Origin of the sequence: Candidatus Borkfalkia ceftriaxoniphila (assembly GCF_004134775.1) — a bacterium.
Taxonomy (GTDB): Bacteria; Bacillota; Clostridia; order Christensenellales; family Borkfalkiaceae; genus Borkfalkia; species Borkfalkia ceftriaxoniphila.
On sequence record NZ_SDOZ01000002.1, the window covers coordinates 202,999 to 228,502 of the forward strand.

A 25,504-nucleotide genomic window follows, 5' to 3' on the forward strand; every position below is an offset into this window, starting at 1 on the left:
CTCGATTATACCTTGCTTTGCCGCATTTGTCAATGTATTTTTAAAAATTGCCGAAAAAAATCCCCGCACGATTCGCGCGGGGATCAAAAAATCAATTATTTTTTGCGGAAGAGAACGACGATTGCTCCCGCCACGAGGAGCGCGCCCAATGCGGACGCCGTCGCGGCGACGGCGGAACCGCATCCGCCCGACGCAGGTTCTTCCTTTTCCTCCGCCTTGACGGTGACCGTGCACGTTGCGGTCTTTCCGTTTTTGGTCGTGACCGTGATCGTAGCGGTGCCCGCTTTCACGGCGGTCACTTTTCCGTTTTCATCTACGGTAGCGACGCTTTCGTCGGAAGTCGTCCATTCGACCGCGTCATCCGCGCCCGACGGCGCGATCGTGGCGGTCAGCGTTTCGCTCGCGCCGACGGAAAGTTCAATCGCCGTCTTATTGAGCGTGACGGACGTCGCGGCCTCTTTGACGGTCAACGTAAACGTCGCAGTCTTGTCGCCGTCGAGCGCCTTCGCGGTGATGGTCGCCGTGCCCGCTTTGAGAGCGGTCACTTTCCCGTTTTCGTCTACGGTGGCGACGCTTTCGTCGGAGGAAGACCATTCGACCATTCTATTGGTCGCGCCTGCGGGCGCGATCGTCGCGACCAGCGTTTCCGTATCCCCGACGGCGAGCGTGCCTTCGGTCTTGTTCAACGTAATATCCGTCACAGACGTCGTGGACAGTTTCTGCGTCGCCGCGCTGTAAGTGAACACCATATCCTGTTCCACGTAATAGCCCGTGGGGAATACCATGCCCGCCTTGATGGTGATGACGTGATCCTCATCGAGCGCGATCAGCCCTGCGGGAATATAGATTTGCGCTTTGTTTTTGTTGTAGTGCAGCATGACGGCGGTCGATTTTGCCGCGTCGCCCTCGATGCCCGCCTGAATGGTGCGGATATCCTGTCCGTCTACCAAAATTTTGGTGAGAGCCGCCTCATACGCGCCCGAGGACACCGCTTTATCCACGCTCTCCACCGTTCTGCCCGTCGCATTGCTCAAAATCCATCTGGGCAGGCTGGCGTAGAAATTCGCGTTGCCCGCGCCCGCGTTGGTCTCGTCGCAGATATCTTCATAAAATTCAAACGTGATGCTCTTGTTCGTCGCGTCGCCGCCGATGCTCCAGTCGTTGCCGAGCGTCTTGAAATGCAAGACCTTATCGCCCTCTGCGGGAATGACGGGGCTGACGGTCGTGACCCAGTAATCGTACGTCGCATAGTAGGTGCGGGTATACGCCTCTTTGAGTTCCAGACCCGAGGGCGTCGTCATCACGTCGGCGGAGAAAGTCGTAAGATCCGCAAGCACTTCTTCGCCGTTCACTTCGGCACGGTCGTCGATGGTAAAGACGAGCGCGCTGCCCGTAGAATCGATGCGGATCGCGTCGACGGGCTGAGAAAGTTTATTTTCCAGCGTATTCGCGGCGTTGATCTCCGTGACCGTCTTGCCGCCGAATTTGATTTTGCCCGCAACGTCCGCATCCTTTTGCAGATCGTTCAGAACGTCGCCCGAGAACAAACTTTCAAACTTTAAAGTGAGTTGTTTGGAAGCATAATCTTTGAGGTTTTCCTCGATCGCGACGAGCGGTTCCAGACCGCTGATCTTGATCGCGCCGTCGGCAGGCAGGACCGCCCAGTTGCCGTCAAGAGCCATGATGACCTTGTAATCTTCCGCGAGGGTAGCGTCGATCTTGGGAGAATCCGCCACGCACACAGCGTCGCCCTCGCCCGCCTTTACAAATCCCATGCCGGCGAGGAATTCCACCGTATCTCCTTTCTTGAATTGATAACCCGAAGTATAGATCCAGAACATATTGGAGCGCTGATGGATCTGTACCTGCGACGCGGGATCGCTTTCCTCGGCCTCGCTGACCAATACACCGTTGACTTTGATATGATCGCCGATCCCCGTCACCTTATCCGCGCGCTGGCAGTTTGCCGATAACCCTTCGATGGAAAAGGTCACGGATAACTGGGAGCCGCCTTCTTTACCGTTTGCCGTTGCAACGAACGTCTTTTGTTCGCTTTCCGCGGCAAAGACGGCTGCAAAACTCATCGACAGAACGAGCATGACCGCAAGCGCGGCAAGCAGAACTTTTTTGAATCCTTTCATATTTCCTCCTGATGATTATTTATTTTGCGCCCGTCCGGAAACGGGCGCATTTTACACAGTTATTTTTTGCGACGCAGTGCGAACGCCGCGCCTGCAATCGCGAGCGCCGCCGCGGGGAGCGAGATCGCTGCGGCTACGCCGCCGCAGCCCTTTCCGCCGCCGTTCCCTTGATCGCCGTCCCCGTCGTCGGGTTTGCCGCCCTCGTCGGGAAGTTTATCCACGATATTGACGTAAAACACGTCGGTGTACGTTTCCCCGTAAATATCGACGGTATAGACGGTGAATTTCAGTTCGCCGTAATCTTTACCGCTCAAAAACTTTTCGCCTGAAATCACGATCGTGCCGACCGTCGAATCCCCTTCGGGCGCAACGAAGGTGTAGCGCGAGGAAGAGAGCCCGCCGCCGTTCACTTTCTGGAACGTTCCGTTGTGGATATCCACTTTGATCTCCAGATCGGCGGTATCGCCTTTCTTGTAATAATAGGTTTCTTTTTCCACTTCGGGAGGTACGGTCGCCTCGCCCGCGTCGCGGACGAGTATATTAATCTGCTCGCTCCCTCCGTCGTTTTTGGCGAACAACGTGTTCTGACCCGCAGAGAAAGAGGCGAACGCGCCCGATTTCACCGTCAGTTTTTTCTCCGCAGCGTCATATTCGTACTGCGAGGCGTCGACCGCCTGCGTGCACGCGCCGTCGTAATAGAGCGCGAGCGCGCCGTTCGCATTTTCGTAATTTTCCAGTCCGACGACGACAGGATCGCTGCTGCCGACGAGATAGGAATAACTGTTTTCCGCATCGGTGATCTTAGGCGCGTTGACGCCCTTGACGACGACCTTGTTTTCCTTATTGGGATTGGCGGGCGTACCGATAAAGTGGAAATACGGATATACCTTGCCGCTCTTGAAATCCGAGCGCTTGGGCTGGATACTCTCGAAAAGAACGGTATTGTTATACGTCCATTTCGTGCCCTCTTCCCCGATCTCGATGACGATGGTATCGAGGTTGCTCCTGTCCTTATAGCCGCCCGCGCCCGCTCTCGTGACGTAAGCGACGGTGTTCTGTTCGATCTGCGGCTGCGCCATGCCCGAAACCGTCTGGAACATGACGCCGTAATCCGAGTTCATATTGTTCGAGCCGTACGATTTTTTCAGATCGCCGCGCGCGTGCTCCCCGTCCTGTTCCAGATAATACACCATTCTGTCGAGATTGCCGTAGGGCGTCTCGCCGAGAGCGATCGCCCACCAGACCGCCATGGTGTTGACGATCTCGTACTGCGCTTCGATCACGATGGGTTTGGTCACGTCGAATCCCTTCACGTTGACGAGATTTTCGCGCACGCGCGCCTCGGAGCCGTTATACTGCCCCATTCTGCCGTCCTTGATGTCGTAGACGGTCGTGCCGTCCGCATTTTCCGTCACTTTCGTTGCGCCCAGCGTGCCCCATTCGTCATGGTAGATAAAGGAAGTCAGATCTTTGTCGGACACGCCGATGATCTCGTATTTGTGCGACGACGCGGCGTTTTTGGAAGAAACGGTCAGCGTTGCGGCGGAAAGATCCAGCGACGCGTACTTAGCCACGGGCACAGCCGTCAGATCGTCGAACGATACGTATAAAAAGTCTCCTTCCTTGCGGATCTGCATGGAATGGATCTGCGAATGTACGTTGACGTAGGTTTCGAACGATTCCGCATAGTCGCGCTTTTCGCCGTCGAGATAGGTCACTTCAACGAGCATTTTCGCCTTGGCGATCGCGCGCCCGTCGTTGTTCGCGTACATGGCGTACACCTTGACTTCCACGCCCTTGCCGTTCTGCAAAGCGGTGAACTTCAGATAATCGGTGTCGTTTAAAAACGCCGTCGGTTCGTTGTTTTCCACGTGCAGAGGGAAATACGATTCGTCCATAAAGGCGACGGATACTTTCGCGCCTTTGACGAAATCCACCTCCTGCGCGTACGTGACGCCGTGTTCTTCGCCCGTCGCGTTGGTGACGAGCGTGCCGCCCAGTTCGCCCGCAGCGACAGTCACGCCGTCGCCGCTCCAATCGGGCTCTGCGGCGTACGCCGACAGGGCGAGCCCCGTCAGGCAGGATACGAGAAGGACGACGGATAAAATCGTCAGTAACAATTTTCTTTTCATAGATTCCTCCGAACTGTTATTTGCCGCGATAGGCGTATTTCAGCCTGCCGACGGGCGCGACGTCGCCGCTCGTATAATAACTTTCGATATTTTCCGGTTGGGTGACGTTATCCGCGACTTTGAAGTTGATGCGGAATTCTCCTTGGATCCCCAGCGCCGCGCGGGGAATGCGAAATTGCATATATTTGCCGTTATACGTATATAAGCCCGATTTTTCCGCTTGATATTCCACTTTGCCGTCGGGCGAACAATTGTACTTTTCCACCGAAGCGACGCCCTTTTCGTTTTTCGTGCGGCCGACGATATAATCGAATCCTTTGAAAGAGTTTTCGTTTACGCCCTCCACGTCGATGAGCAGTGTCATGGAATTTTTCTTGGTTAAATCGATCTTCATGTCCTCCGTCGTTTCGACGAGGAAATACACGTAATTCGCATCGGACGAAACGCGCACCTGGGAAATGTCGTTGATGAGCGAATTATCCACGTACGTTTCCGTGCCCGATATGTTGATGAAATTGCGGTTGGTCTCGCCCGTAAGGTCGAAATACACGCTGGAAACCGCGTTCCACTGGGTAAGCCCCTTTTCGATATCGATGCTCTTGACCGATCCGTAAGGAAGTTCCGTTACCTTGTTGCCCTTATAATTGCGCACGTTGCGCATCAACTGCAAAAAGGCGTTGTCGCCGTAGCCGTTCTTCACCATTTCCACATCGCGGGAAAACTCTTCGTTGAAAGTATCCACGAAATAGGGACGGTTGTAGTTGCCCGCCGTGAAATACTCCCCGTTGCCGGGCTGCCCGATGGATTTGAGGGCGCACCATTCGTTCCAGCCCGTCACGAACGTATATTTGGGGTCTGCGTTGATCGCATTCTGCCACTGCTCTTCGAAATTTTTGCCGCTGCGGACAGCCTCGTCGCTGTGGTCGGGTCCGTCCTCGGTCGTATAGCCCCTGCCCCACATGGTATCCATCAGTTCCTCGCCCTTATACGTCTTGTCTGCGAGGACCGCGTCGGAGAAGGGAAGGCGGTTGTGCTGTCCCGTGGATACGTTCATCACCGTTTCTTCGCCTGCGCCGTACACGTGCTGGGGGCGCGTCCAGTCGATCCAGGGCCAGCCGTTCTCGTAATTTTGGCTGGTCGGCCACTGCGATTCCTTGAATTCGAAGAATTCGAGCATATCGGGATCGGTGACGCGGTGGAGATCGTTCGTGCCGTTCACCATGCCCGCCGAAGGGTTTGTCGGATCCGTCACCGCGGCGATGAGCGGTTTCCCGTTGGGACAGAACCACAATTCCTTGTACTTTTCGTCCTTGTAAATGCCGTTCTTTTTCAGTTCGCTCGCGTTGTCGGGCGCCTTGTCGCCGTAGCCCTCGTATAAAATTTTGATGACGTCCTTGGACTGGCTGTTGCAGTAAAACATAAATTTCGGTACGGGCCAGCCCTGCGTGCGCATATCCTCCATTATGGGAAGGATATCCGCGACCACGTCGAGATAATCGAAACCGTTGGTCGCGTCGAACACGAGGAAATCGATGCCCGCATAGCAGAACAACTCCATGTGACGGCGGATGACCCAGGGGTCGCGCGAATTGTAGTAGCCGTAATAAGGCTCGCCCCAATAGTGGTACTGACCGGGAGGGCTGACTTCGTTGTACGCCGTATTCCAGAGGGAATCGGGATCGTCGTTCAAAAGTTTGGTAATGTCGTAGGTCCCGCCCTGCTGGCCGCCGTGCTGCCCGAACCAGAGCACGTACCACATTCCCACATACCTGTCCTTATCCTCTTTCATGCCGTCGATCAGATCGACCGTGCGGCCGTAATCGTCCGTCGAGCAGACAAGATTGACGGTATCCTGCGGGGAGAGGACGGAGGCCTGCAACTCCCCGTCCGTATCAAACTTGTTATCGTCCAACGTTTCCTCCTTTGTGCCGCCGCTGCCTTTGGGACTGCATCCGAACCCGAAAGCCGAAACCATGCAAAAGCACAGCAGCAGACTGATGATCTTTATGAATTTTCTCATCTGAACCTCCTTTCCTTATAGAATGACTCTCACTTTTTCGAAGCGTAATCGTAACTGAGCCTGCCGATGGGCGCGCTGTCGCCCGAAACATAGTAATCCATGATATCCTGCGGATTCGAGATATGGTCGGTCACCTTTACTTTGAGAGAAAGGGACTTGGAATCTTTCAGCCCCAGCGCTTTCAGAGGCACTTTGACGATGATCTGGTTGCCCGAAACGCGGTATTCCGCTTTTCCCGCCTCGGAAAACGCATAGCCGCCCGTGCTCTTTTCCACCGAAGTCGTGCCGTCCGACGAGGGATGACGGTTGACGACGAAATCGTATCCTTCAAAGGTCTTGTTCTTTTCGTTTCCCGTGCCGAGCAGGATATTCATCCAACTTTCGTCGCCCTGCTCGTAAGAAGTGACGGGCGCGAGCGTCGAAATTTTCAGATACAGATATTCCGAATCGTTGGCGATCTGAATATCCGTAATGTCGTTGCGGGCGCTCGTATCCGTATAGTGGTATTCGGGCGTATCGACGATGCCGCGGTAGTCGCGCACCATGGCGTCCCCCGCGAAATCCTTATACGTGTACAGCCCTTCCCATTCGCCGAACGAATCGAGCGATTTCGCCGCGAATTTCTGGCGGTAATTTTTATCTTCTTCGTACTTGTAGGCGCGTATATTCTTAAGCGTCTGCAAATAGAAATTATCGCCGTAGCCGCCTTTCATGGGCTCGATGTCGCGGGAATATTCCTCGTTGAACGCGTCCACGAAATACACTTTCTGTTCGGTCGCGGAAACCTTTTCCGCAAATTTGATCATCGTCCATTCGTTCCAGCCCGTCACAAACGCGATGTCTACGTCTTTGCCCGCGCTTTCCATATCGAATACCGTCTGCCACTGCGACTGATAATTGAGCCCTTCCCGCATGCGCGAAGAATCGTTTTTCATGGTATCCATGTCGAATCCTCTGCCGCGGTTTCCGAAATCTTCGTTGCTCATTTTGGAAGAAGTGTGCTGTGCGACGGAAACGGAAACGATGCCGTTGTGATCGTATTGCGGATACTCGAACTCGATCCAGGGGAAAGAATTTTCCTGCGGATTTTTGTCGGGCCACTGCGCCTGACGGAAATCGAAATATTCGTTGATGAGCCATTGGTCGCGTTCCGCGTCCTCGCCCTCGAAGGAAAAATTCCATTTATCGCCGATGATCATTGGCTTTCCTTCAGGGCTGAACCACAGATCGGGGTAGTAGGAATCGTTTTCCTCGCCCGCGGCGGGCTCGGTATAGTACGTATCGTAGATCTGCCATGCGGTCTGCTTGCTCGAACTGTTGGTGAACCAAACCACTTTGGGAACGTCCCACCCCTGTTTCTGATATTTATCGAGCGTTTTTAAGACTTGTTGATAGGAAGAGTGATACAAAACGGCGTTGGTCGCGTCGAATACGAGGAAATCCACGCCGAGCATGGTCAGCATTTCCACGTGGCGGTCGACGACCCACGGGTCGCTCGAATTATAGTAGCCGAACAGCGGCTCCCCCCACACGTGATAGGCGTTTACGGGACTGTCCGTCGTATTGTACGGATCCCAGAGCGCGTCGGGATTTTCCTCCAACAGTTTGGTCACGTCGTACACGCCCCTGTGATGCGCGCCCATCCAGTTGAAATAGAACATGCCGACGTAGCGGTCTTTATCGGTCTTTTGACCCGAAGAGCGTTCGGTCTTTCTGCCGAGCGCGTCGGTCGCGACGGTATTGAGAAGAGTGAACTGCTGATCGGAAATATCGCCCAGCGTATCGATCGAGTTTTCTTTGCCGCAGCCCGCCGCCGAAAGGGCGAACGCCGCGGTGAGCAGGAAAGATAAACAGATGAATGCGATCTTTTTCATAAATTGCACCTTTTCAGCCTTTCAGCCCGTCTACGGCGACGCCTTCGATGAGCTGTTTCTGGAAGAGAATAAAGAAGATCATCGGCAATATGGACATAAACACGCCCGAAGCCATTCTGAGATTTTCCTTGTCCTTGGTCACGTTCTGCACTGTCACGTCCTGGTAGATCTTAAAGGCGAGCGTTTCCTTGCCCTCCTGATTCATGTACAGGAGCGGGCCGTAGAAATCGCCCCAGTAGGCGTTGAATACGCTGACCATGACGAAGATGAGCACGGGAATACACAGCGGCACGGTGATCAGGAGATATCTTTGAAAGAGATTCGCGCCGTCCAGCCGCGCCGCGTTGTCCATTTCGTTGGGAATGCCCTTCATGAACTGGCGTATCAGAAAAATGTAGATCGCGCCGCCGCCGAAAAAGTTCGGGATCACGAAGGGAAGTATGGTGTTCGTCCAGCCGAGATTGGTGTACATGACGTAGAGCGGGATCTGCGTGACCACGCCGGGGATCATCATGGTCGCAAGCATGACCGCGAACAAGAGCCCGCTGCCGAGAAATTTGATCTTTGCGAATCCGTACGCCACCAACGACGCCGAACACGGCACGACGATCACGTTGATCCCGACGATGAGCACGGTGCGCAGAAACGCCTTGATGTAATCGCCTTCGAAGAACATGCTCCACCCCTGCACCGAAAAAGGCGCGGGCCAGAATTCCACGGGATACAGTTTTACCTGATCGGACGTCATGAAACTTCTGATAAACATATAGAAATAGGGAAACACCAATACGATCGCCAAAATGATCAGAACGGCATATTGCAGCGTGCGCGTCAAGCCCCGCGCCGCGCGCGTGTTGCGGAAATTCGTAAGATTCGGAGAGTTCTTCGTATGTTCCATGTCAGGCATCCTCCCCGTAATACACCCACTTGCTCGTCTTGAACACGACGGCGGTCAGCGCCGCGATGATGATAAACAGTACCCATGCGAGCGCGCAGGCATACCCCAGCGAATAATATTCGAACGCTTCTTTGTAAATTTTAACGGCATAAAAATAGATGGAACCTTCCATACCCTTGCCGCCCTGCGGCGCGAAGATCATCGTGGAATTGATCTGCAGACTGCCGATGATGCCCGTCACGAGATTGTAGAAGATCATGGAAGTGCTCATGGGTATGGTGATGGAAACGAGCCTGCGCATCGCGCCCGCGCCGTCGATCTTCGCAGCCTCGTACAGCGCGGTCGGAATATTTTTAAACGCGGCGATCCACAGGACCATGCCCCCGCCTACGCCCCAAAGCCCCATGACGATGACAGCGAACATGGATGTGCTCGCCGCCGAGAAAAAGGGATTGGGCGGAATGTTGAAAAGGCTTAAAATGGTATTGAGCGCGCCCGTATCGGACATGATGTCTTTCCAGATGACGCTCGACACGACGCCGGGGATCATGCAGGGAAGATAGTAAAACACGCGGAATACGGTGACGCCCTTCACCTGCATATTGACCAGAAGCGCGACGAAGTAAGAAAGCACCAGCATGAGCGGCACGCTGATGACCGCGTACAGCACGGTGTTGGACAGAACTTTGTAAAATTCGGTATCGATCTTAAAGATCTGTTCATAGTTGCCCCAGCCCGCGAATTCGAAGGTGTTGAACCCCGAAAAATCGAAAAAACTGTAATAGAGCGATTGTATCATCGGATAGATGGTAAAGACAAGAATGCCGATCGTCAGCGGCAACGTGAATAACCATCCCGAATAATTGGTGCGCAGCACCTGTTTGACTTGCTTGCCTAATTTCACGGCAGCGCTGTTTTTTTCTTTCATGTATGCTATCTCTTATTGATGGTCGCTTTGATCTCCTCGTCGAACCGCGCGAGCGCCGCTTCCAGCCCCATGCCGGGCCTTGCAAGATAGTTCGTGACGAGATCCGAAAGATTGCCGATCAGTTCGGTCTGCTTTTTCGGCGCAAAGCCCAAAAAGAAATCCGTCGGCTGATTGTATTCCACCTTGTAGGTGTACGCCTCCATATTGAGGTCTTTATATTCCCCGTTGACGCCCTGTCCCCAAAGATTGGTCTTGGGATCCGCCATATCCTTGCGGATGGGCGGATTGGTCGCGCCCGCCTTGGCGAAAGCGTTCTGTCCGTCCTCGGACACCATGTATTTCAAAAACTGCCAGGCAAGGTCGCGTTTCTGCGTCTTGTTATAGATGCAGTAGCCGGGCACGCCCGTGCCGATCTTGGGCTGATCTCCGATGAGCGGGAAAGTCACGAGATCGTAATCTTCCCCCAAAAGATTATAAAATTTAGAGGCGGGCGCGGAATGGAACATCATGGCGCCCTGTCCGCCCTCGTAGTTCGCCTGCGCCGAAGAATTGAGCGGCGCGACGTATCTCTTTTCGACCAGTTCGTTCATCATGTTGAGAGCGGCGCGCCCCTCTTCGCTGTTCACGACGAGTTGGTTGTTCTCGTCGAACACGCTGCATCCGTTGGAGAGGAAAATGGGATACATGACCGCTTCCCAGTTGATATACGCGTCGATGACGTATTGACCCGTCATTCCGTTCTCGTCGAAATATTTGCGGATCGTCTCGCACGTATCGAGAAAATCCTGCCAGGTCCAGCCGTTTTTGACCTTGGACATATCGACGTTCGCAGCCTTGAAAATGCCCTTATTGATATGCGTTACGACGCGGTCGGCGCTTCTCGGAATCAGATACTGCGCTCCGTCGAAATTCTGCTGGCCGAGTTTCCACATTTCGGGATAAAAAGCATCTAAAAATTCACTGTCCCGCTCGAGTTCCGCGTTTATGTAGGGATCGAGATTCAGAAACAGTTTTTCTTCGATCAGAGGAAAACTTTCCGCCGAACTCATCCATAAAATATCGGGCATCGTTCCGGGATTTTTCAGATCCGCCTGATAATAACTGGAAAGCGCGGACGTGTAGTTGGTCCCCTGAATGACCTCAGGCTGAATGGTGACATTCGGAAAAATTTCGTTGAACCCTTCGATCAGCCCTTCGATGAGTTCCTTTTCGCGCGCGTCGGCCGTAATACCGACTTTCAGAGTTTCGGTGATCTCGTAATCCACGTCCAGATTCGGCGTGTACTCATCGACGGTGCTTGAGCCGCCGGGACGGCAACCGACCAATCCGACCGAGCCGAACAGCAATACGACCGCAAGAATCAATCCTGTAAATTTCGACTTCATAATGTCCTCCGTTATTTTTTTGCGCATATGCGCATATCTTGTAATTTGGATTACGTTTTACCTAGGTAAAACGTAAAAAAGGGTACCCTTTTTTATATAGAAAATATTTTTTTATTTTAAATTTCTCGCTTTTCCCAAAGAATCGCGCATGACGGCCTTTGCCTGAAACCAAATGACGTCTTCCGAAATCGTCTTTTCGCGGATACTGTCGATAATGGCTTTGGCGATCCTTCTTCCCATTTCCCGCTTGTCGTGCGAAATGCTGCTCAAAGACGGCGAGAAAAATTCCGCAAGCCAGATATCGTCGCAGCCGATGACGGAAACGTCCTCGGGAACGCGCAGCCCCATTTCCCGCAATCCTCGCATCGCCCCCACCGCTGCCATGTCGTTCGTGCAAAACAGGGCGGTGACCTCGGGATGCGCGCGCATCAGCCGTTTGACGCTCTCGTAACCGAGCACTTCGGAATTTTCCGACGAATTATTGCCGAATAAAATATAATCGTCGTTTTCCGTCAGCCCCAATTCCTTTCGCGCCTCGTAAAAAGCACGGCCGCGGTTATCCGCAAGAAAACGGGGACGGTCGCCGTAATACAAATATCCGATGTCGCGATGTCCCAATGTATACAGCGTGCGGCAGTATTCCTTGATGGCGTCGGCATAGTCCACATAGGCGCGTATGCCCTGTTCCGTTCCGAAATTTACCAGCAAAGTTCCCTGCTTTCTCAGAATGTCCAAAAACGTGGCGGGATATTCGTTGGTCATAAAATTGACCAGACCGCTCAACTTCCTCTGACAGACCGCGTCGAGTTTTTTATCCATATTATTGTCCAGCATAAATATGGAAACGATATAGCCGTTCTGCGTTGCGTATTCTTCGATCCCCCGCACGACTTCCACGTGATAAGGATTGGACATTTCATAGACAGCCACGCCGATATGATGATTGTTTTTTGACGCGAGACTCTTTGCCGTATAATTCTGCACGTAATGGAGTTCTTTTACGGTCTTTAAAACTTTTTGCCTGAGATCTTCCTTTACGACAGCCGTGTTGTTGAGCACGTTCGAAACCGTACCAACGGAAACGCCCGCAGCCCTCGCGATGTCCGATCTGGTCACGTTTTTTTCCGATTTCAAGTCCATATTCATCCCTCTATACATTTTTGACGCGCGTCAAATTACAGTTTCATTATACTGTAACATTTTCCGTTTGTCAATAGGTCTTTTAAAAATTTTCGAAAAATTTTTAATTGCGATACGTAGGTTTAGAAATTTTGCGAAAGGGCGCATATAATAAAGAGTATAGAAACGGAGGATACGGATGGAGAAACTGAAAGCCTATTATTTCACGGGTACCGGAAACACACGATACGTGACCGAAAAACTTTGCGGGTATTTACAAGACAGATATGATACCGAAACGTTCGACGTTACGAAAACGGTAAGCGTCTCTTCTGCCGATCTCTTATTATTCGCCTTTCCCGTTTACGGTTCTTCCCCGCCCAAACCGATGGTCCGATTCGTTTTGAACAACGCGCAAAAGATACGCGGACAGGAATGTATCGTCATTGCAACGCAATATAAGTTTTCGGGCGACGGTGCGGCGAGTTTAGGGCGACTCCTCGAAAAAACAGGCGCAAAAGTATCTTTTGCGGAGCATTTCAATATGCCGAACAATCTTTCCGATTGCGCGATGTTTAAGATCCGCAACGGCGCCGAACTCAAAGATACCCTCGAAAGAGCGGAAAAAAAGGCGCAATGTTTCGCCGGCCGTATTTTAAAGGGCAAAAAATTTCGGCGCGGGTTCAATCCCCTCTCCCATTCCGTAGGCTATGTATGCCAGCGGAAATGGTGGCGGAAAGGCGAAAACGAAAAAAAGAGCAGCCTGCAAATCGACGCGCAGAAATGCGTCGGCTGCGGGTTATGCGCGGACCGCTGTCCCATTCATAATATCCGCATCGAAAACGGAAAAGCCGTACCCCAATCGGATTGCGCACTCTGTTACCGCTGCGTGAACCTCTGTCCGAAACAAGCAATCCGCTTATTCGGAAAAGAGTTTTCTCAACCGCAATACAAAGGTCCTTCGAAATGAAAACGGGCGCCTCGTCGGGAGGCGCCCGTTTTCATTTCAATTCTTCTTTCAGATATTCCAGATATTTACAATAATTTTCAAAGGATACGATGGGCGGAACGCTGTGGTCGCAGGACGGGATATAGCGTCCCGCCCGATACAGCCGCGCGGCTTTCTGCGCTTCCTTTCGCAGCGCGTCGCCGCCCTTTGCAAGATTCAGTTTATCGACGCCGCCGATCATACCCAGCGTGGGATAGCGTTCGCGCACGGTCTCTCCGTCCATTCCCGCCGCCCGCTCCAAAGGCAGAATACAGGTAAAACCCGCTTCCGCTACCATATCGAGTACGGGCATAACGTTGCCGTCGCTGTCGAAAACGATATGCCGTACGCCGCGGCGCTTCAACATATCGATGACGCGTTTCCATTGCGGAAAAATAAACTCCCTGACCATTGCGGGGCTGACCATCGGCCCGTTTTTATACGCCATATCTTCACCGAAATAGACGAGATCGGGCACGCCGAACGAGAGCGCTTTTCCCCACAGAGCAATGAGAAAATCCCCGTGAAAAGCGGTCATTTCCGCAATCAGGTCGGGTTCGTCGCAGAACAAAATCATGAGGTCTTCGAACTTGATAAAGTCGCGCAGGAAGGCGAAAATGCCGCGGGAAATCATCTGTGTCGGGCAGTCGTACGTTCCCGCGCGCCGCCAGAATCCCGGAAGATGCGCAAACCGCGCGGCGTCATTCGCATCCAGGCGCTCGGCATAACGCAGAAAACTGTTCCTGTCTTTGATCGGAAATTCGATATAGTGCGGCATCGCGCTGGAATCTTTTTCGAGAGTGCAGGTGATCCCCAGCGCGTCGCGCTTGGTAACGAACCGCCCGTTTTGCGAGAGTATCTCCTCTTCATAGAGCGGATACGGGTTGAAATCACACGGCACCGACAAAAAACTGCCCAGGCCGAAATATTCCGCGTAAGATTTCCCGTTCATGTGCGGCAGATAGAGCGCGTCGCATTCGGGCCAGAACATCATATATTCGGTCAGAGGCGGCTTTTCAGGCGTCAAGCCCGAAAGGCAATCGAGAAAATCTTTACGGAAACCCATTCTATTTGCTCCTTTGACGCGCTACGCCCGTGCTTTCGCGCACATAATGTTTGATGCCGACGGTATGCTCCCCGCTGTCCGCGTTCTTTTCGAAAAGCAGATCGAAAATTGCCTTGGCGTATTCGGTATAATCGGGGCCGAAGGTCGTGATCGAAGGCTCGAACACCGCGGAGAGCGCGTTGTTATCGATGCCCAAAACAGAAATATCTTCGGGGCAATGCAGCCCGTTGTCGCGCATAGCCTTGATAAACCCCATCGCCATCAGATCGTTGGTGGCGATCACCGCGGTGTAGCCGTCCAGCCGTTGCAGCATTTCCTGCCCCATGCGGTAACCGTTTTCGATATTCGTATCGATAAATGTATCTTTGCTGAAAACAAACGGCTTCTTTTCCCCGAAATACTTTTCGGACAATTCGCAAAACAGGCGCACGCGGCCGTCGTCCATATCGTCAGCGGGAAAGGCGGAGAGGTATGCCGCCTTTTTATGTCCGAGCGATTTGAGCAGGCGAAAATGGCTGTCGAGTCCCCCTTTCATATCGATGTTGACGTAGGTGACGTCCGTCCGATAATTATTGTAATCCTTTCCGCCGCCCGACACGATGCGCACGCCGTTGTCTACAAGTTTATCCAGAAGTTTCGAATCCAGTTTATTGAGTTTCACCGCGAGAAACACGCCGTCGATGCGACGCGCGATGAGTTGGTTGACGTACACTTCGAAATCGGCATAGCCGCCGCAGATGTTGAGAAAATAATTGTGCTTGATGCCTTGCTTTTCCAGTTCGCTGACGAGTTGCAGAAACATGGGATTGGATATATCGTTGATAATTACGGCGAATTGGTACGACTGATTCGTCTTCATGCTGCGCGCCGCCATATCGGGAACGTATTTCAACTCTTTGACGGCGGCGAGCACTTTTTCCCTCGTTTCGGGGCTGAACGTGCGCGTGTTGTTGAGCACGCAGGAAACGGTGGCAATGCTGACTCCCGCGCGCTCCGCGACCAATGCTCGGTTGGGTTTGTTGGATTTATCAATCGTTTTTTCCATTTTTTATCCTTTGATGCCGCTCAGCGTGACGCCTTCTATCAATAATTTCTGGAAACAGAAGAACAGTACGGCGCAGGGGATCAGCATGATGATACCGCCTGCCATCTGCACGTTCGCGAGCGGATTATTCGCACCGCTCATCATAAAATCCATGTACAGACCGAGCGAAATGGTATAGAGCCTTTCGCGGCTGCCCAGGTATAACAGCGGATTCATGAAGTCGTTCCACGTGCCCAGAAAGGTATTCACCATCGTAAAAGCGATAATGGGCAGGCACAGCGGCATGACGATCTGCCAATAGATACGGAATTTATTCGCGCCGTCGATCTTCGCAGCCTCGCCGAGTTGGTCGGGAATGCCGCGCATGAACTGACGCATGAGAAAGATATTCACCGCGCCGCCGCCGAAAAACCCGGGCAGCATCATCGGATACCACGTGCCGATCCAGCCGAAATCGGAAAAAATGATATACAGCGGGATCTGCATGGTGATCGAGGGAAGCATCATCGTCGCGAGCGTGACGGAGAAAACGACTTCCCTCCCGGGAAATTTCAATTTGGAAAAACCGTAGGCGCAGAGCGACGAGGAGAGCGTGATGCCGACGATGTTGACGACGGCGATGAGTACGGTATTGAAGATCCAATAGACGGATTTGAGGTTGAATACCCTTCCGTACGCATCAAAAGAAGGAGATTTCGACCAAAGCAGGGACATACGGATGATCTCCTGGTCGGTCATGAGGCTGCGCGAGAGCATAGCGAAGAGCGGAAACAGGAAGAACAGCCCCAACACGATCAGAAACGCGTATTTTGCAAACGAAGTAAAGAACCGCGCGGCGGGAGAATGTGCATGCGTTACCATATTATGCGACCTCCCCGTAATAGACCCATTTGGAGGTTTTGAAAGTCACCGCCGTGATCGCCGCGATGATGACGAACAGGATCCAGGAGAGCGCGGAGGCGTACCCCATCATATTATTGCCCATCGCGTTGTCGTAAATATGCAGCACGAAAAAGTTGAGCGCCTCGGAATTATTGGGATTTCGAAGCAGTAATACCTGCGTGAAGATCTGCAGACCGCCGATAATGCCCATAATGAGATTGTAAAAGATCATGGGCGTGCACATGGGCAAAGTGATGCGGAAGGTGCGGACAAAGAAATTCGCGCCGTCTAAACTTGCGGCTTCGTATAGACTTTCGGGAATGCCTTTCAATTGCGCGATCCACAAGACCATGCCCCCGCCCATGCCGAATAAACTCATAAAAATGAGCGACGGCAGGACGGTTTCCGCCGAGTTATAGAACTGATACGGGGGAAGTTTCAAAAACTCCGTGAGAATGACGTTGAACATGCCCCCGTTCACCTTTGTGATATCGTTCCACAACAGTCCCGACGCGACTGCGGGAATGATGACGGGAATATAGTAGATCGTGCGAAAGACGCGCATGCCCTTCAACTTCTGATTGAGCAGCATGGCGATCGCAAAGGAAAGCACCAGATTGAGCGGCACAGTGATGATCGTGTAGGATATGGTGACGAAAAGGCTGTTGCCGACCGCTTTCCAGTTTTTGCCGAACGCGTCGGCAAAGTTCTGAATGCCGACGAACGCGGGCTTTGCGTTCACGAGCGTCGGGTTGTAATCGGTAAAACTGTAATAGAGCGACGTCATCATCGGAACGAGCGTAAACAACAGGATTCCGAGTATTACGGGCAAGACGAAGAGATACGAAGTAAATATATCCAGCGCCTTGCCTTTACGGAAAGTTCTGACCTTGGACATAGCGGCTTCTACTCCGCTTTGGCCAGCATGGCCTCTTTATATGCTTTCAGATCGTTGACGAAGCCCGCACTCATTTCATAAGTATCGCCCTTCTTTTCCCAACTGTTGTCGGAAATGGCTTTGGTCATGACGAGCGTCATGGTGTCGAACATGACTTTGTGATTATCGGGATCGTAGATATTGAACACGTTCAGCCCGATATCCCGCTCCTCGTACGCGGTAAACGCCTGATGATTGAGGGTCGGATCGTTTTCCGTGATCCAATCGCCGCTGTCTTTCATGGATTTCAGGACAGGAATGCCCGCGCCCGAACGCCCCAACACCTGCTGTCCGGGTTCGGTGATCAGCCATTTGATGACTTCCCATGCGAGTTGTTCGTTGTTTTTGGTATTTCCGCCCTTGTCGGAAAGGCGGTCTTTGGCGACGTAAGTAATGGCGTAACCGCTGTTGCCCGCCCCGATCTTATCAAAGGGAAGCGGGAGAAAATCCACGTCGATATCCCTCTTTAAAATAGTGGGGAGTTTTGGACGCACGCTGAACCACATGGCGGCTTTGCTCGACAGAAACGCCGTACTCGCCGTTCCGTCCTGCGGGCCGAAACTGTAATCGTTGACGAACATTTCGCTGTAAATCTTGCGGTAGGCGGCGACAGTCTTGTCGCTGTCCACCGTGATCGCGTCGCGCCCCGACAAATCCGTATCGATCAGCGAACCGCCGAAACTTTCGATCGCGCTGTGATAGACGGGATTCCACCACATTTCGCTTTCCACGGGGAAGGAGTTTGGCTCGATGCCCACGGCGAACTTTTCCGCGTCGAAATTTTCGGACCCTCGCCCGTTTTCATCCATTGCTTTTCTGAGTTTTGCGCACACTTCCAAAAACTTTTCGTAGTTCCAGTCTTTTTGCGCAGGTATCTCCACGCCCGCCGCCGCAAACATTTTTTTATTGATATAGGTGACAGGCTTGTTGTAATCGCGCGGCGCGTACCAGATTCCCTCGTCCGTTGCGGAATAGTGCGTGGTTTCGATCATCGAATCGTAATACAGCGAAGGCGCGGTCGCTTCGTCCGCTTCCATCAAAGGCCTCAGATCGACGAACGCTCCGCCCTTGGAATACGAGGAATGCTGGTCGCTTGGCACCCATACGATATCGGGAAAATTCGAAGGTTTCGCCACGTACTGGTTCATGGCGGATTTCCAGTCGCCCGAAATAGGCTCCATTTTCAGATTGATGGTATCGTTCTGTTTTTCGAACTCCCTTTTAATGACGACGGCGAGGTCTTTTTCCTCCGCAAGATAGCCGAAACGGATGGTCACTTTGTTTTCCACCTCGTCGCGCCCGAGTTCGTCATCGTTGAACGGGTCGCCGCAGCCGGCAAATCCGAACATACCCATCACTATTATAACACATAATAACAAAACCGAAAATAATTTTTTCATATTTATCCTCTATACGATTTGAATTTTGCACGCGCGGAAAGGAACGTTGACCTTCACGACGTTGCCGCTGACCGTATAACAATCGGTCGTTTTCCCGTCGACGAGAACTTTGAATTTTTTATCGGGCTTTTGCAGATTCACGTTGACGGATAGACCGTCCGTCGCGCCGCGCACATAGTCGATCTGCGCGAAATCTTTCCCGATGGTGAGATCGTAAACCACCTGGTGAAAAGCGAGATTTTCCATCTTCCAATAGGAGAGAGAAGAAGGAAGTTCGGGAGATATTTCCAACGTATCGCGTTCGGCGCTCTGCAAACCGAAAAAGCCGTAAGGCACGGTCGCGTACAGCAGCGCCGCCTCTAAAAACTCGGTATCCAGCCCGATGCCGCCCGCGGGCCCGCCGCCCTGCATGGCAATGTCCAACTCGCCGTAATAGACGCGGTAAAACTGATCGTTGGGAAGGTCGGTGCCCACGCCGTAGCGCTTTGCGCACGCCTGTACTTTTTCATACCACTTCTGGATCTCTTTCAGCCGCGCGAATCCATCGTCCGCGCCGCGCGTCTTGATGCGGCTCATGATATCGTAATAGGAAACGTACATGATCGCGCCGCCGTCCTGCACCTGCCCGCCGAACTCGTTGGTACCGCCCCACGCCCAGACGTACTGATTGTAGTTTTTGACCGTCGTGGAACGGGGCGCGAATTCAAAGTCGTAAATGCCGAGCGTCCCGTCGATGGAAAGGCTGCCGTCCTCGTTGACCGCCGTACCCTTTTTGCCCGCGGCATAATCCTGTTCGTTCTTTTGGATATCCGCTTGCACGATCCTGTCGCCGTTGACCCAACTCATGACCTGCTCCGCCTGTTCGGGCGTTGCGATGCCTTCCGCCACCGCTTCGAGATTGAACATGATAAAGCCGTAATCCACCGCATCGCCGTCGGCGTTGAAGCCCTCGATAAAACGCCCTTTTTCTTCATCGTAAAATCCCGTTTTGGCACCGAAATCCACGCTCTCGCACAGTTTTTCCTTGATCTTTTTCAAAAGAGCGCTGAGGCTTTCGGAAGTCTGCTCATAGGCGACGGTGCCCGAGCCGTCCGCGTTCACAACGGTGGGTTTTGCAATTTCAAGTTGCAAATCTTCCGCGGCTTTTTCCAGATACGCCATCGCGCGGATCGCCTTATAAAAATAGACGTTGCTGTAAAACGAGATCTTAGGCGTTGAAAGAATATCCCAGTAGCCGTTGCCGATGCTCGTTCCAACGCCCTGCGGCGAGCCCTCGTGCCCGCGGAAATACGACTGATCGATGAGTCCCGACGCGCCGCCCAGATGTGTGATCAAAAACTGCGTCGTACTGCGATAGCGGTTGAGATTGTCGGCAAGCACTTTTTCGTCGCCCGTGTATTCGTAATGCAGTTTGCCCGCGTCTAACAGGAGCGTTGAGTTATTGCTGTGTCGGGTATCGTAATTGCAGCGCACGAAATTGACGCTCTGCGGGCCCGTGAACGTTTCGCCGTCTTTCGCCACCAGTTCTATTTTCAACTGGCGGATATTTTTATCCGTGCCCCATTCGGGATGCAGCCACATGGGGAAATACAACTGCTGGGAAAAGGAACTGGATATGTTTACGGGCAGCGTGGCAAAATCTTTCGCGACCATTTTATCCGCAGACCATTCGTCGTCGGGATCGGTCTTCCAGTAAACGTTGATCCCGTCGATGTGCGAATCCTTGCCGAACGCGTCCACGTCCAGAAGCCTGATATCCACCTCTAAGAAAGGCGCGTGGAAGGAGGAAATATTGTCCTGCGGGGATACGAATGCGAGCGTACGCGTATCCTCCGCCTGCGCGGTCAAAAGCCCGCCCGCCACGGAAATGTCGGCAGTTTCCCTGCCGTCGGTTTCCGCCGTCCAGCCCTGCGAGGTAGAGCCGTTGAATTCCCAGCCGTTGGAGCCGCCCTTGCTCTGCGTGTAATCGGGGAAAGGCCAGCCCTGCCCGAAATAAGTCGTCGGCTCTCCCGTAGACGGCTGTAAATTGTCGAATGCCTGCCAAGTGTAGCCGAATTTATCCACGGGGATATTGTACAGGAAATTTTCCATCATCGCCACGCGGTCGTCTGGCACGGCCGCGGAAGTCGAATCGAAGAAGAACAGGCTCATCGCCTCCCACTCTTTATTGAACATGACCGAAGAGCCGAGCGAGAGATCGCCGATGCGATACTCGTCGTAACGCAGGTGGCGGTGCAGATAGTCGTTGAGAAAATCGTCGAGCGATTCGTCGCTGCTGGAAAAGCGCAGCATGGTATCCGATTGCTTTTGATAGGCGTATTCTTCGGTCTTTGCCGCACACCCGCCGAAGACGGCGAGGCACATGACCGCGCCCAGAAGCGCCGCTGTGATCCGTTTCATTTCACCATTCCTCCCTTTCTTTGTTTTTTTCGCAAGAGCAGCGAGGCCGCGATCAGCAGCGCGCACGCCCCGATAAGACTTGCGCCGCCCAGCGTCGAACCGCACGAGCCTTTTTCCGCCGCCTGCACCGTTACGGTAAAGGCGAATTCCCCGACGGTGCCGTCCGTGGAAGTCACGCGGATGACGACGGCGTTGTCGCCCTCTTTCAGCGCATCCCCGCCCACGACTTCGAACACAGACGTGGGATCGCCGAGCAGAACGGTAAAGAGTTTCGCGTCGAGTTTTTCCGTGTCTTTTAAAACGAGCGTACCGTTCTTTTCGATCTTATACCCGTTGTAGTACACGCCGTTGATCGTCGTGTCGCCGCTCAACGCGCCGTCTTCCGCCTCTTTGACAAAGACGCCCGCGGCAGGATTGTAGCGGAACGTTTCGTCCTTTGCGACTTCGCCGAGCAACGTCGTGCGGAATCCCGCTTTGACGGTAAAGGTAAATTCCGCGTTCAAGTCGCCGATTTTGTTCGCACCGTCCACCGAGTTCCCTTCTGCGTCAAACGATTTGCCCGCAAACGCGATATTAATGGTGTTCATTTCGCCGCTCTGCCCGACGTGCACCATCACGGTGACGGGTCGGTATGCGGCGTTTTGCTCCTTTTCCATCAGTTCGGCAATCGACTGCCCGTTGAAAAGTATCTTTTCTTTGAGCGAGGAAAGAATACCGTAGGCGCTCAGCACGTTCAACTCTTCCGCGGTATAGCGGAAGGGCGCAGAATCCTGCTCGCTCACGGCAAGCAGCCAACTCACGTCCCCGTTGATGTGCAACAGTTCCTTGTACGTGATATTTTTATCGAATGCGAGCGTGAACATGACGTTTTCGTCGGAGGACAGAACAGGCTTGGAAACGCTCACAAGATGAAGTTCTTCCCATTCGATGCCGCTCGTGTCCACCTCTTCCGCCCAGCCGCCGTTCTCATATACAAATTTATAATCGCGGCTGACTTTCGTCACGCTCGGAAGTTTAGTGCCTCCGACGATCTCCAAGGTGTTGCCCTTGTCCTTGATGCCGCCCGTCGCCTCGGTTATCTTCGCGCTGATAAAGAAATGGACGACGATCTTGCCCGTGCCGGGCACGCCCGTCGGGGGCAGTAAATGCGCGGTGACGGGATCTGCGACCGCGTTGCCGTCCGCGTCCTTGGCACCCGCCATGATCTCCCCTATCGTGAATCCGTTCAGTTTGAACCCGTTGCGGATAAAGTCCATATCCTGCACGTTCTGCATTTCCGTATTGGACGCGGGCGCTTTGAAATGCACCTGAATGGCGTAACTGTCGACGTTTTCCATATAGAGGAGATAATCCAGTTTTTCCACGCGGGTATTTTTCCATTCGGGAATTTCACCGTCCGCATACCAGCCCGTAAATTCGTTTTTATAGGTCAGTTTCACGTCCTCGGCAAGCCTGCCGCCGTTGGGCGTGACGAAAATACTTCTGTCAATGGTCAGAACGACGTCCTGCGTGTAATCGATGACCTGATCACTGTACGCCGCCTGCCAGGAAAACATCATAGAGGTCAGGTCCTGGTTATAGTGCACCATGACGACTACGTTCCGATCTTGGCCTTCGGAAGCGCCCGCCATGATCTGTTCGATCGTCTTTCCGTTGATGGAAACGCCTTTCAAAAGCCCCTCGTGCGCGGGCTGTACCTTCATTTTCAGAATATCCAGATCGTTTACGCCCAAAGCCGCAGTTCCGCCCGCCTGATGCCAGGAAATATCGCCGTTATAATGCGGCAGATATTTATAGGAGATCGGCTTGTCGAACGTGACCGTAAAGCACGGGTTGCCCGACTGCACGGTAAAAGCGCTGATCGTTTCTATTTTGACGGTCTCCCCGTTCAGTTCGGCTGTCACCGCCTCGTCCAGCCATTCGCCGATCGTCTGATTATAAAATTTGGAATAGCCGCTCACGATCTCGATCCCCACCCCCGATACAAAGGCGTCGCACACCTCGACGAAGTCGGCATTGTCCAAAGACCACACGGAGCGGTCCGCCGTAATATACAGCGCGCTCTTTTCCGCAACGATCGTGACGAGTTTTTGCTCTGCATTCCATTCGGCGATGGTTTTGGAATTGATCTTAACGCCCTCTTTTACCCAACCGAGATCTTCCGCGACGTTTATTTTACTATCGGTGATATCGGCGGAAAAATTTATCTCGAACGAAAAAGCTTTTTCCTCTTCGGTCAGCGCCCCGAACCCGACGACGGACAGCCCGTCCGCGACGATCTCCTGCGACCAGACGTCGCCTAAAACGAACATAGTATTTTCCGCGAGCGTCAGATCGGGAACGGGATTTACGCCGTCTTCACCGACGAATTGCAAGCCTTTTCTAAAGAGAATGCGCGTACCCGCGGGAAAATCTTTTGCGTTCGGCGTACCCGCATCGAACTGCCAGAGATTGAAACTGTGCGGCGCGATCTGATTGACGCGGATATCCGTTCCTTTAGCCGCGCCGTACTCGTTCATCGGCAAACCGTCTATGAAAATGAATTGGTTGAGGAAAGGCAGATCGTGGTTCAGCCCCGTCTGCGTGGTAAGTTCCGTGTCGAAATCCACGGCAAGCAAACTTTTCAATCCGTTGACCGCATGCTGATTGTCTACCGTAGCATATACGGGCGTGGCGACGCTCTTCCATTCTTTCACTTCGGCGTCATAGGCAAAGGATACGTCCTTCGTCACCGCGGCGTTTGTGTATCCGCTCCGAAAACCCGCGCGCACGGTGAGCACGTTGCCGTCTGCGGCAGTCCGCACGGTCGCGCTGCCCGCCTCGGTCACGATCGTCTGTTTCAGATAGTCCGCGTTATAAGCGATGCGGTTGTCTAAATACAAGCGGATGCCCTGACGATCTTCGTCCATATGTACAGCAAAATAAGGTTCGGGAAGGTCCGTGACCGTCGCGGACATCTCCGCGAACGCATTGCGGAGCGTCTTTCCGTTCAACTTGATATAATCGTTGACGAAATCCCCGAGTTTATCCTGTAACTCCGCCGTCTCCTCTACGGAGGCGGCGCCGACGGGAGTTAAAAAGCCCGCGCCCAGCGCTTTCAAGCGCGCGTTCACGTAATTATACATTTTATCGCCCAGCGATCGGTTGAAACGTATGCCGATCTCGGCGGTGTGACCGCTTTCCCCCTGCGGCGTTCCGTCCATATTGTCGCTGTAAACGATCGGCGAAACCGAAACAACTTGCAGCGGCGCCGGTTCTGTTTCGGCGGCAAACGCGCAGACCGTGCTTGCAACCGTAACGGCGGCAAGAATGCACAGCAATAACGCTTTGAGTTTTCTCATACATTCTCCTCTTTTCATTTTTTTATCACAGTACGGCTCCTCGCCGCTGTAACCGAAACCTTTTCACAACTCGTGTTGTGATTCATAGTAAAAAATATTGCAACACGAGTTGCAAACCGATTGAAAAAATAAAAACCTCAGCGGTCCGTTCTAAAAAACTATACTTTTACCAACATAGAAAAAAGGTCTGCAATTTGCATTGCAGACCTTGTAAAAAGCACTTTTTCAGCCGATTAGTAAAAGTATAGTTTTATTATATCACAAAATAAATGATTGTCAAGATGGAATTTAAAAATTTTTCAAAAAACGATTTTTGTGATATAATAGATAAAAAAACGGAGGCAGAACATGAAACGAGAATGGATGATAGATGCTTGCAGCGGAAAATGTATTGACGTGACGGAGGAGCAGCGCATAACCGTCGTCGACCTCGAGGGAGGACAGGTCGTTGATTTTTTTGCCGTATCGGCAAAAGATACGAGCGAATTTTTATCGACGGGCGTCACGATCGACTGCAACGAGTCGCTGCGCCTTCACGTCGGGGATCTCGTTTATTCCAATCTCTATCGCCCCATGTTTCAGATCCTCTCCGACGACGTCGGGGAACACGATCTTTTACACCCCTGCTGCCGCAAAGAAATGTACGATTTCTTTTATCAAAACGGAAACGGGCATCCGAACTGTCTGGATAACATAAACCGCGCTTTGAACGAACGCCGCACGATCGTTCATCCGCTGAATTTATTCATGCACACAAAAATCAACGGCGACGGTTCGATAACCGTTGCGCGTCCCCTTTCCAAACCAGGCGATACAATCGTTTTAAAGGCGCGGATGAACTTGCGTCTGGGCGTAGCCGCGTGCAGCGTGTCCGAAAGCGACTGCAACGGCGGAAAATGCACGCCCGTAAAAATCATCGTAGAAGATTGAAATAAAAAACCGCGGCGC

General features: G+C 52.8%; 17 protein-coding genes. 2 read left to right on the forward strand and 15 right to left on the reverse strand.

Annotated features, from left to right (window positions below):
* Window positions 1-95: 95 nt before the first annotated feature.
* From ESZ91_RS01115 to ESZ91_RS01150, 8 genes are all read right to left on the reverse strand, one after another.
* Window positions 96-2,141, reverse strand: a complete 2,046-nt coding sequence (locus ESZ91_RS01115) for an Ig-like domain-containing protein (RefSeq protein WP_129223263.1) — start codon at window positions 2,139-2,141, stop codon at window positions 96-98.
* Window positions 2,142-2,200: 59 nt separating this feature from the next.
* Window positions 2,201-4,273, reverse strand: coding sequence for a hypothetical protein (locus tag ESZ91_RS01120; protein ID WP_129223265.1), 2,073 nt, complete (start codon window positions 4,271-4,273; stop codon window positions 2,201-2,203).
* 16 nt (window positions 4,274-4,289) lie between these two features.
* A complete protein-coding gene (locus ESZ91_RS01125; RefSeq protein ID WP_129223267.1) occupies window positions 4,290-6,293 on the reverse strand; it encodes a hypothetical protein in 2,004 nt (667 codons plus the stop codon).
* A gap of 29 nt (window positions 6,294-6,322) precedes the next feature.
* On the reverse strand, window positions 6,323-8,167 hold the full coding sequence (locus tag ESZ91_RS01130) for a hypothetical protein (protein ID WP_129223269.1): 1,845 nt from the start codon (window positions 8,165-8,167) through the stop codon (window positions 6,323-6,325).
* 13 nt (window positions 8,168-8,180) lie between these two features.
* Window positions 8,181-9,065: a carbohydrate ABC transporter permease gene (locus ESZ91_RS01135; RefSeq protein WP_161970990.1), complete on the reverse strand. Its 885-nt coding sequence runs from the start codon at window positions 9,063-9,065 to the stop codon at window positions 8,181-8,183.
* A gap of 1 nt (window position 9,066) precedes the next feature.
* The gene (locus ESZ91_RS01140) at window positions 9,067-9,993 is read right to left on the reverse strand and encodes a carbohydrate ABC transporter permease (protein WP_129223273.1); all 927 of its coding nucleotides are present in this window, start codon (window positions 9,991-9,993) and stop codon (window positions 9,067-9,069) included.
* A 5-nt stretch (window positions 9,994-9,998) separates the two neighbouring features.
* Window positions 9,999-11,378 carry an ABC transporter substrate-binding protein gene (locus ESZ91_RS01145; RefSeq protein WP_161970991.1) on the reverse strand — a complete coding sequence of 460 codons (1,380 nt, stop codon included), beginning with the start codon at window positions 11,376-11,378 and terminating at the stop codon, window positions 9,999-10,001.
* A 111-nt stretch (window positions 11,379-11,489) separates the two neighbouring features.
* Window positions 11,490-12,518 (reverse strand): LacI family DNA-binding transcriptional regulator, encoded by a 1,029-nt coding sequence (locus ESZ91_RS01150; protein WP_161970992.1) that lies wholly within the window; start codon window positions 12,516-12,518, stop codon window positions 11,490-11,492.
* Window positions 12,519-12,696: 178 nt separating this feature from the next.
* On the opposite strand from ESZ91_RS01150, the gene ESZ91_RS01155 reads away from it, so the two are divergent.
* Window positions 12,697-13,467, forward strand: coding sequence for an EFR1 family ferrodoxin (locus tag ESZ91_RS01155; RefSeq protein WP_129223279.1), 771 nt, complete (start codon window positions 12,697-12,699; stop codon window positions 13,465-13,467).
* Window positions 13,468-13,498: 31 nt separating this feature from the next.
* Here the strand turns inward: ESZ91_RS01155 and ESZ91_RS01160 are convergent, their stop codons facing one another.
* From ESZ91_RS01160 to ESZ91_RS01190, 7 genes are read right to left on the reverse strand one after another with little or no spacing between them, the layout of a single operon-like run.
* Window positions 13,499-14,551 carry a uroporphyrinogen decarboxylase family protein gene (locus ESZ91_RS01160; protein ID WP_129223281.1) on the reverse strand — a complete coding sequence of 351 codons (1,053 nt, stop codon included), beginning with the start codon at window positions 14,549-14,551 and terminating at the stop codon, window positions 13,499-13,501.
* Window position 14,552: 1 nt separating this feature from the next.
* Window positions 14,553-15,596 (reverse strand): LacI family DNA-binding transcriptional regulator, encoded by a 1,044-nt coding sequence (locus ESZ91_RS01165; protein ID WP_129223283.1) that lies wholly within the window; start codon window positions 15,594-15,596, stop codon window positions 14,553-14,555.
* Window positions 15,597-15,599: 3 nt separating this feature from the next.
* Window positions 15,600-16,457 (reverse strand): carbohydrate ABC transporter permease, encoded by an 858-nt coding sequence (locus tag ESZ91_RS01170; protein WP_129223285.1) that lies wholly within the window; start codon window positions 16,455-16,457, stop codon window positions 15,600-15,602.
* A gap of 1 nt (window position 16,458) precedes the next feature.
* Window positions 16,459-17,376 carry a carbohydrate ABC transporter permease gene (locus ESZ91_RS01175; RefSeq protein WP_129223287.1) on the reverse strand — a complete coding sequence of 306 codons (918 nt, stop codon included), beginning with the start codon at window positions 17,374-17,376 and terminating at the stop codon, window positions 16,459-16,461.
* 8 nt (window positions 17,377-17,384) lie between these two features.
* Window positions 17,385-18,764, reverse strand: a complete 1,380-nt coding sequence (locus ESZ91_RS01180; RefSeq protein ID WP_161970993.1) for an ABC transporter substrate-binding protein — start codon at window positions 18,762-18,764, stop codon at window positions 17,385-17,387.
* A gap of 60 nt (window positions 18,765-18,824) precedes the next feature.
* Window positions 18,825-21,215, reverse strand: coding sequence for a hypothetical protein (locus ESZ91_RS01185; protein ID WP_129223292.1), 2,391 nt, complete (start codon window positions 21,213-21,215; stop codon window positions 18,825-18,827).
* Window positions 21,212-24,556 (reverse strand): hypothetical protein, encoded by a 3,345-nt coding sequence (locus tag ESZ91_RS01190; protein ID WP_129223294.1) that lies wholly within the window; start codon window positions 24,554-24,556, stop codon window positions 21,212-21,214. Before ESZ91_RS01190 ends, ESZ91_RS01185 begins: the two co-directional genes overlap by 4 nt.
* A 348-nt stretch (window positions 24,557-24,904) precedes the next feature.
* On the opposite strand from ESZ91_RS01190, the gene ESZ91_RS01195 reads away from it, so the two are divergent.
* Window positions 24,905-25,486, forward strand: coding sequence for a DUF1989 domain-containing protein (locus ESZ91_RS01195; RefSeq protein WP_129223296.1), 582 nt, complete (start codon window positions 24,905-24,907; stop codon window positions 25,484-25,486).
* Window positions 25,487-25,504 lie beyond the last annotated feature (18 nt).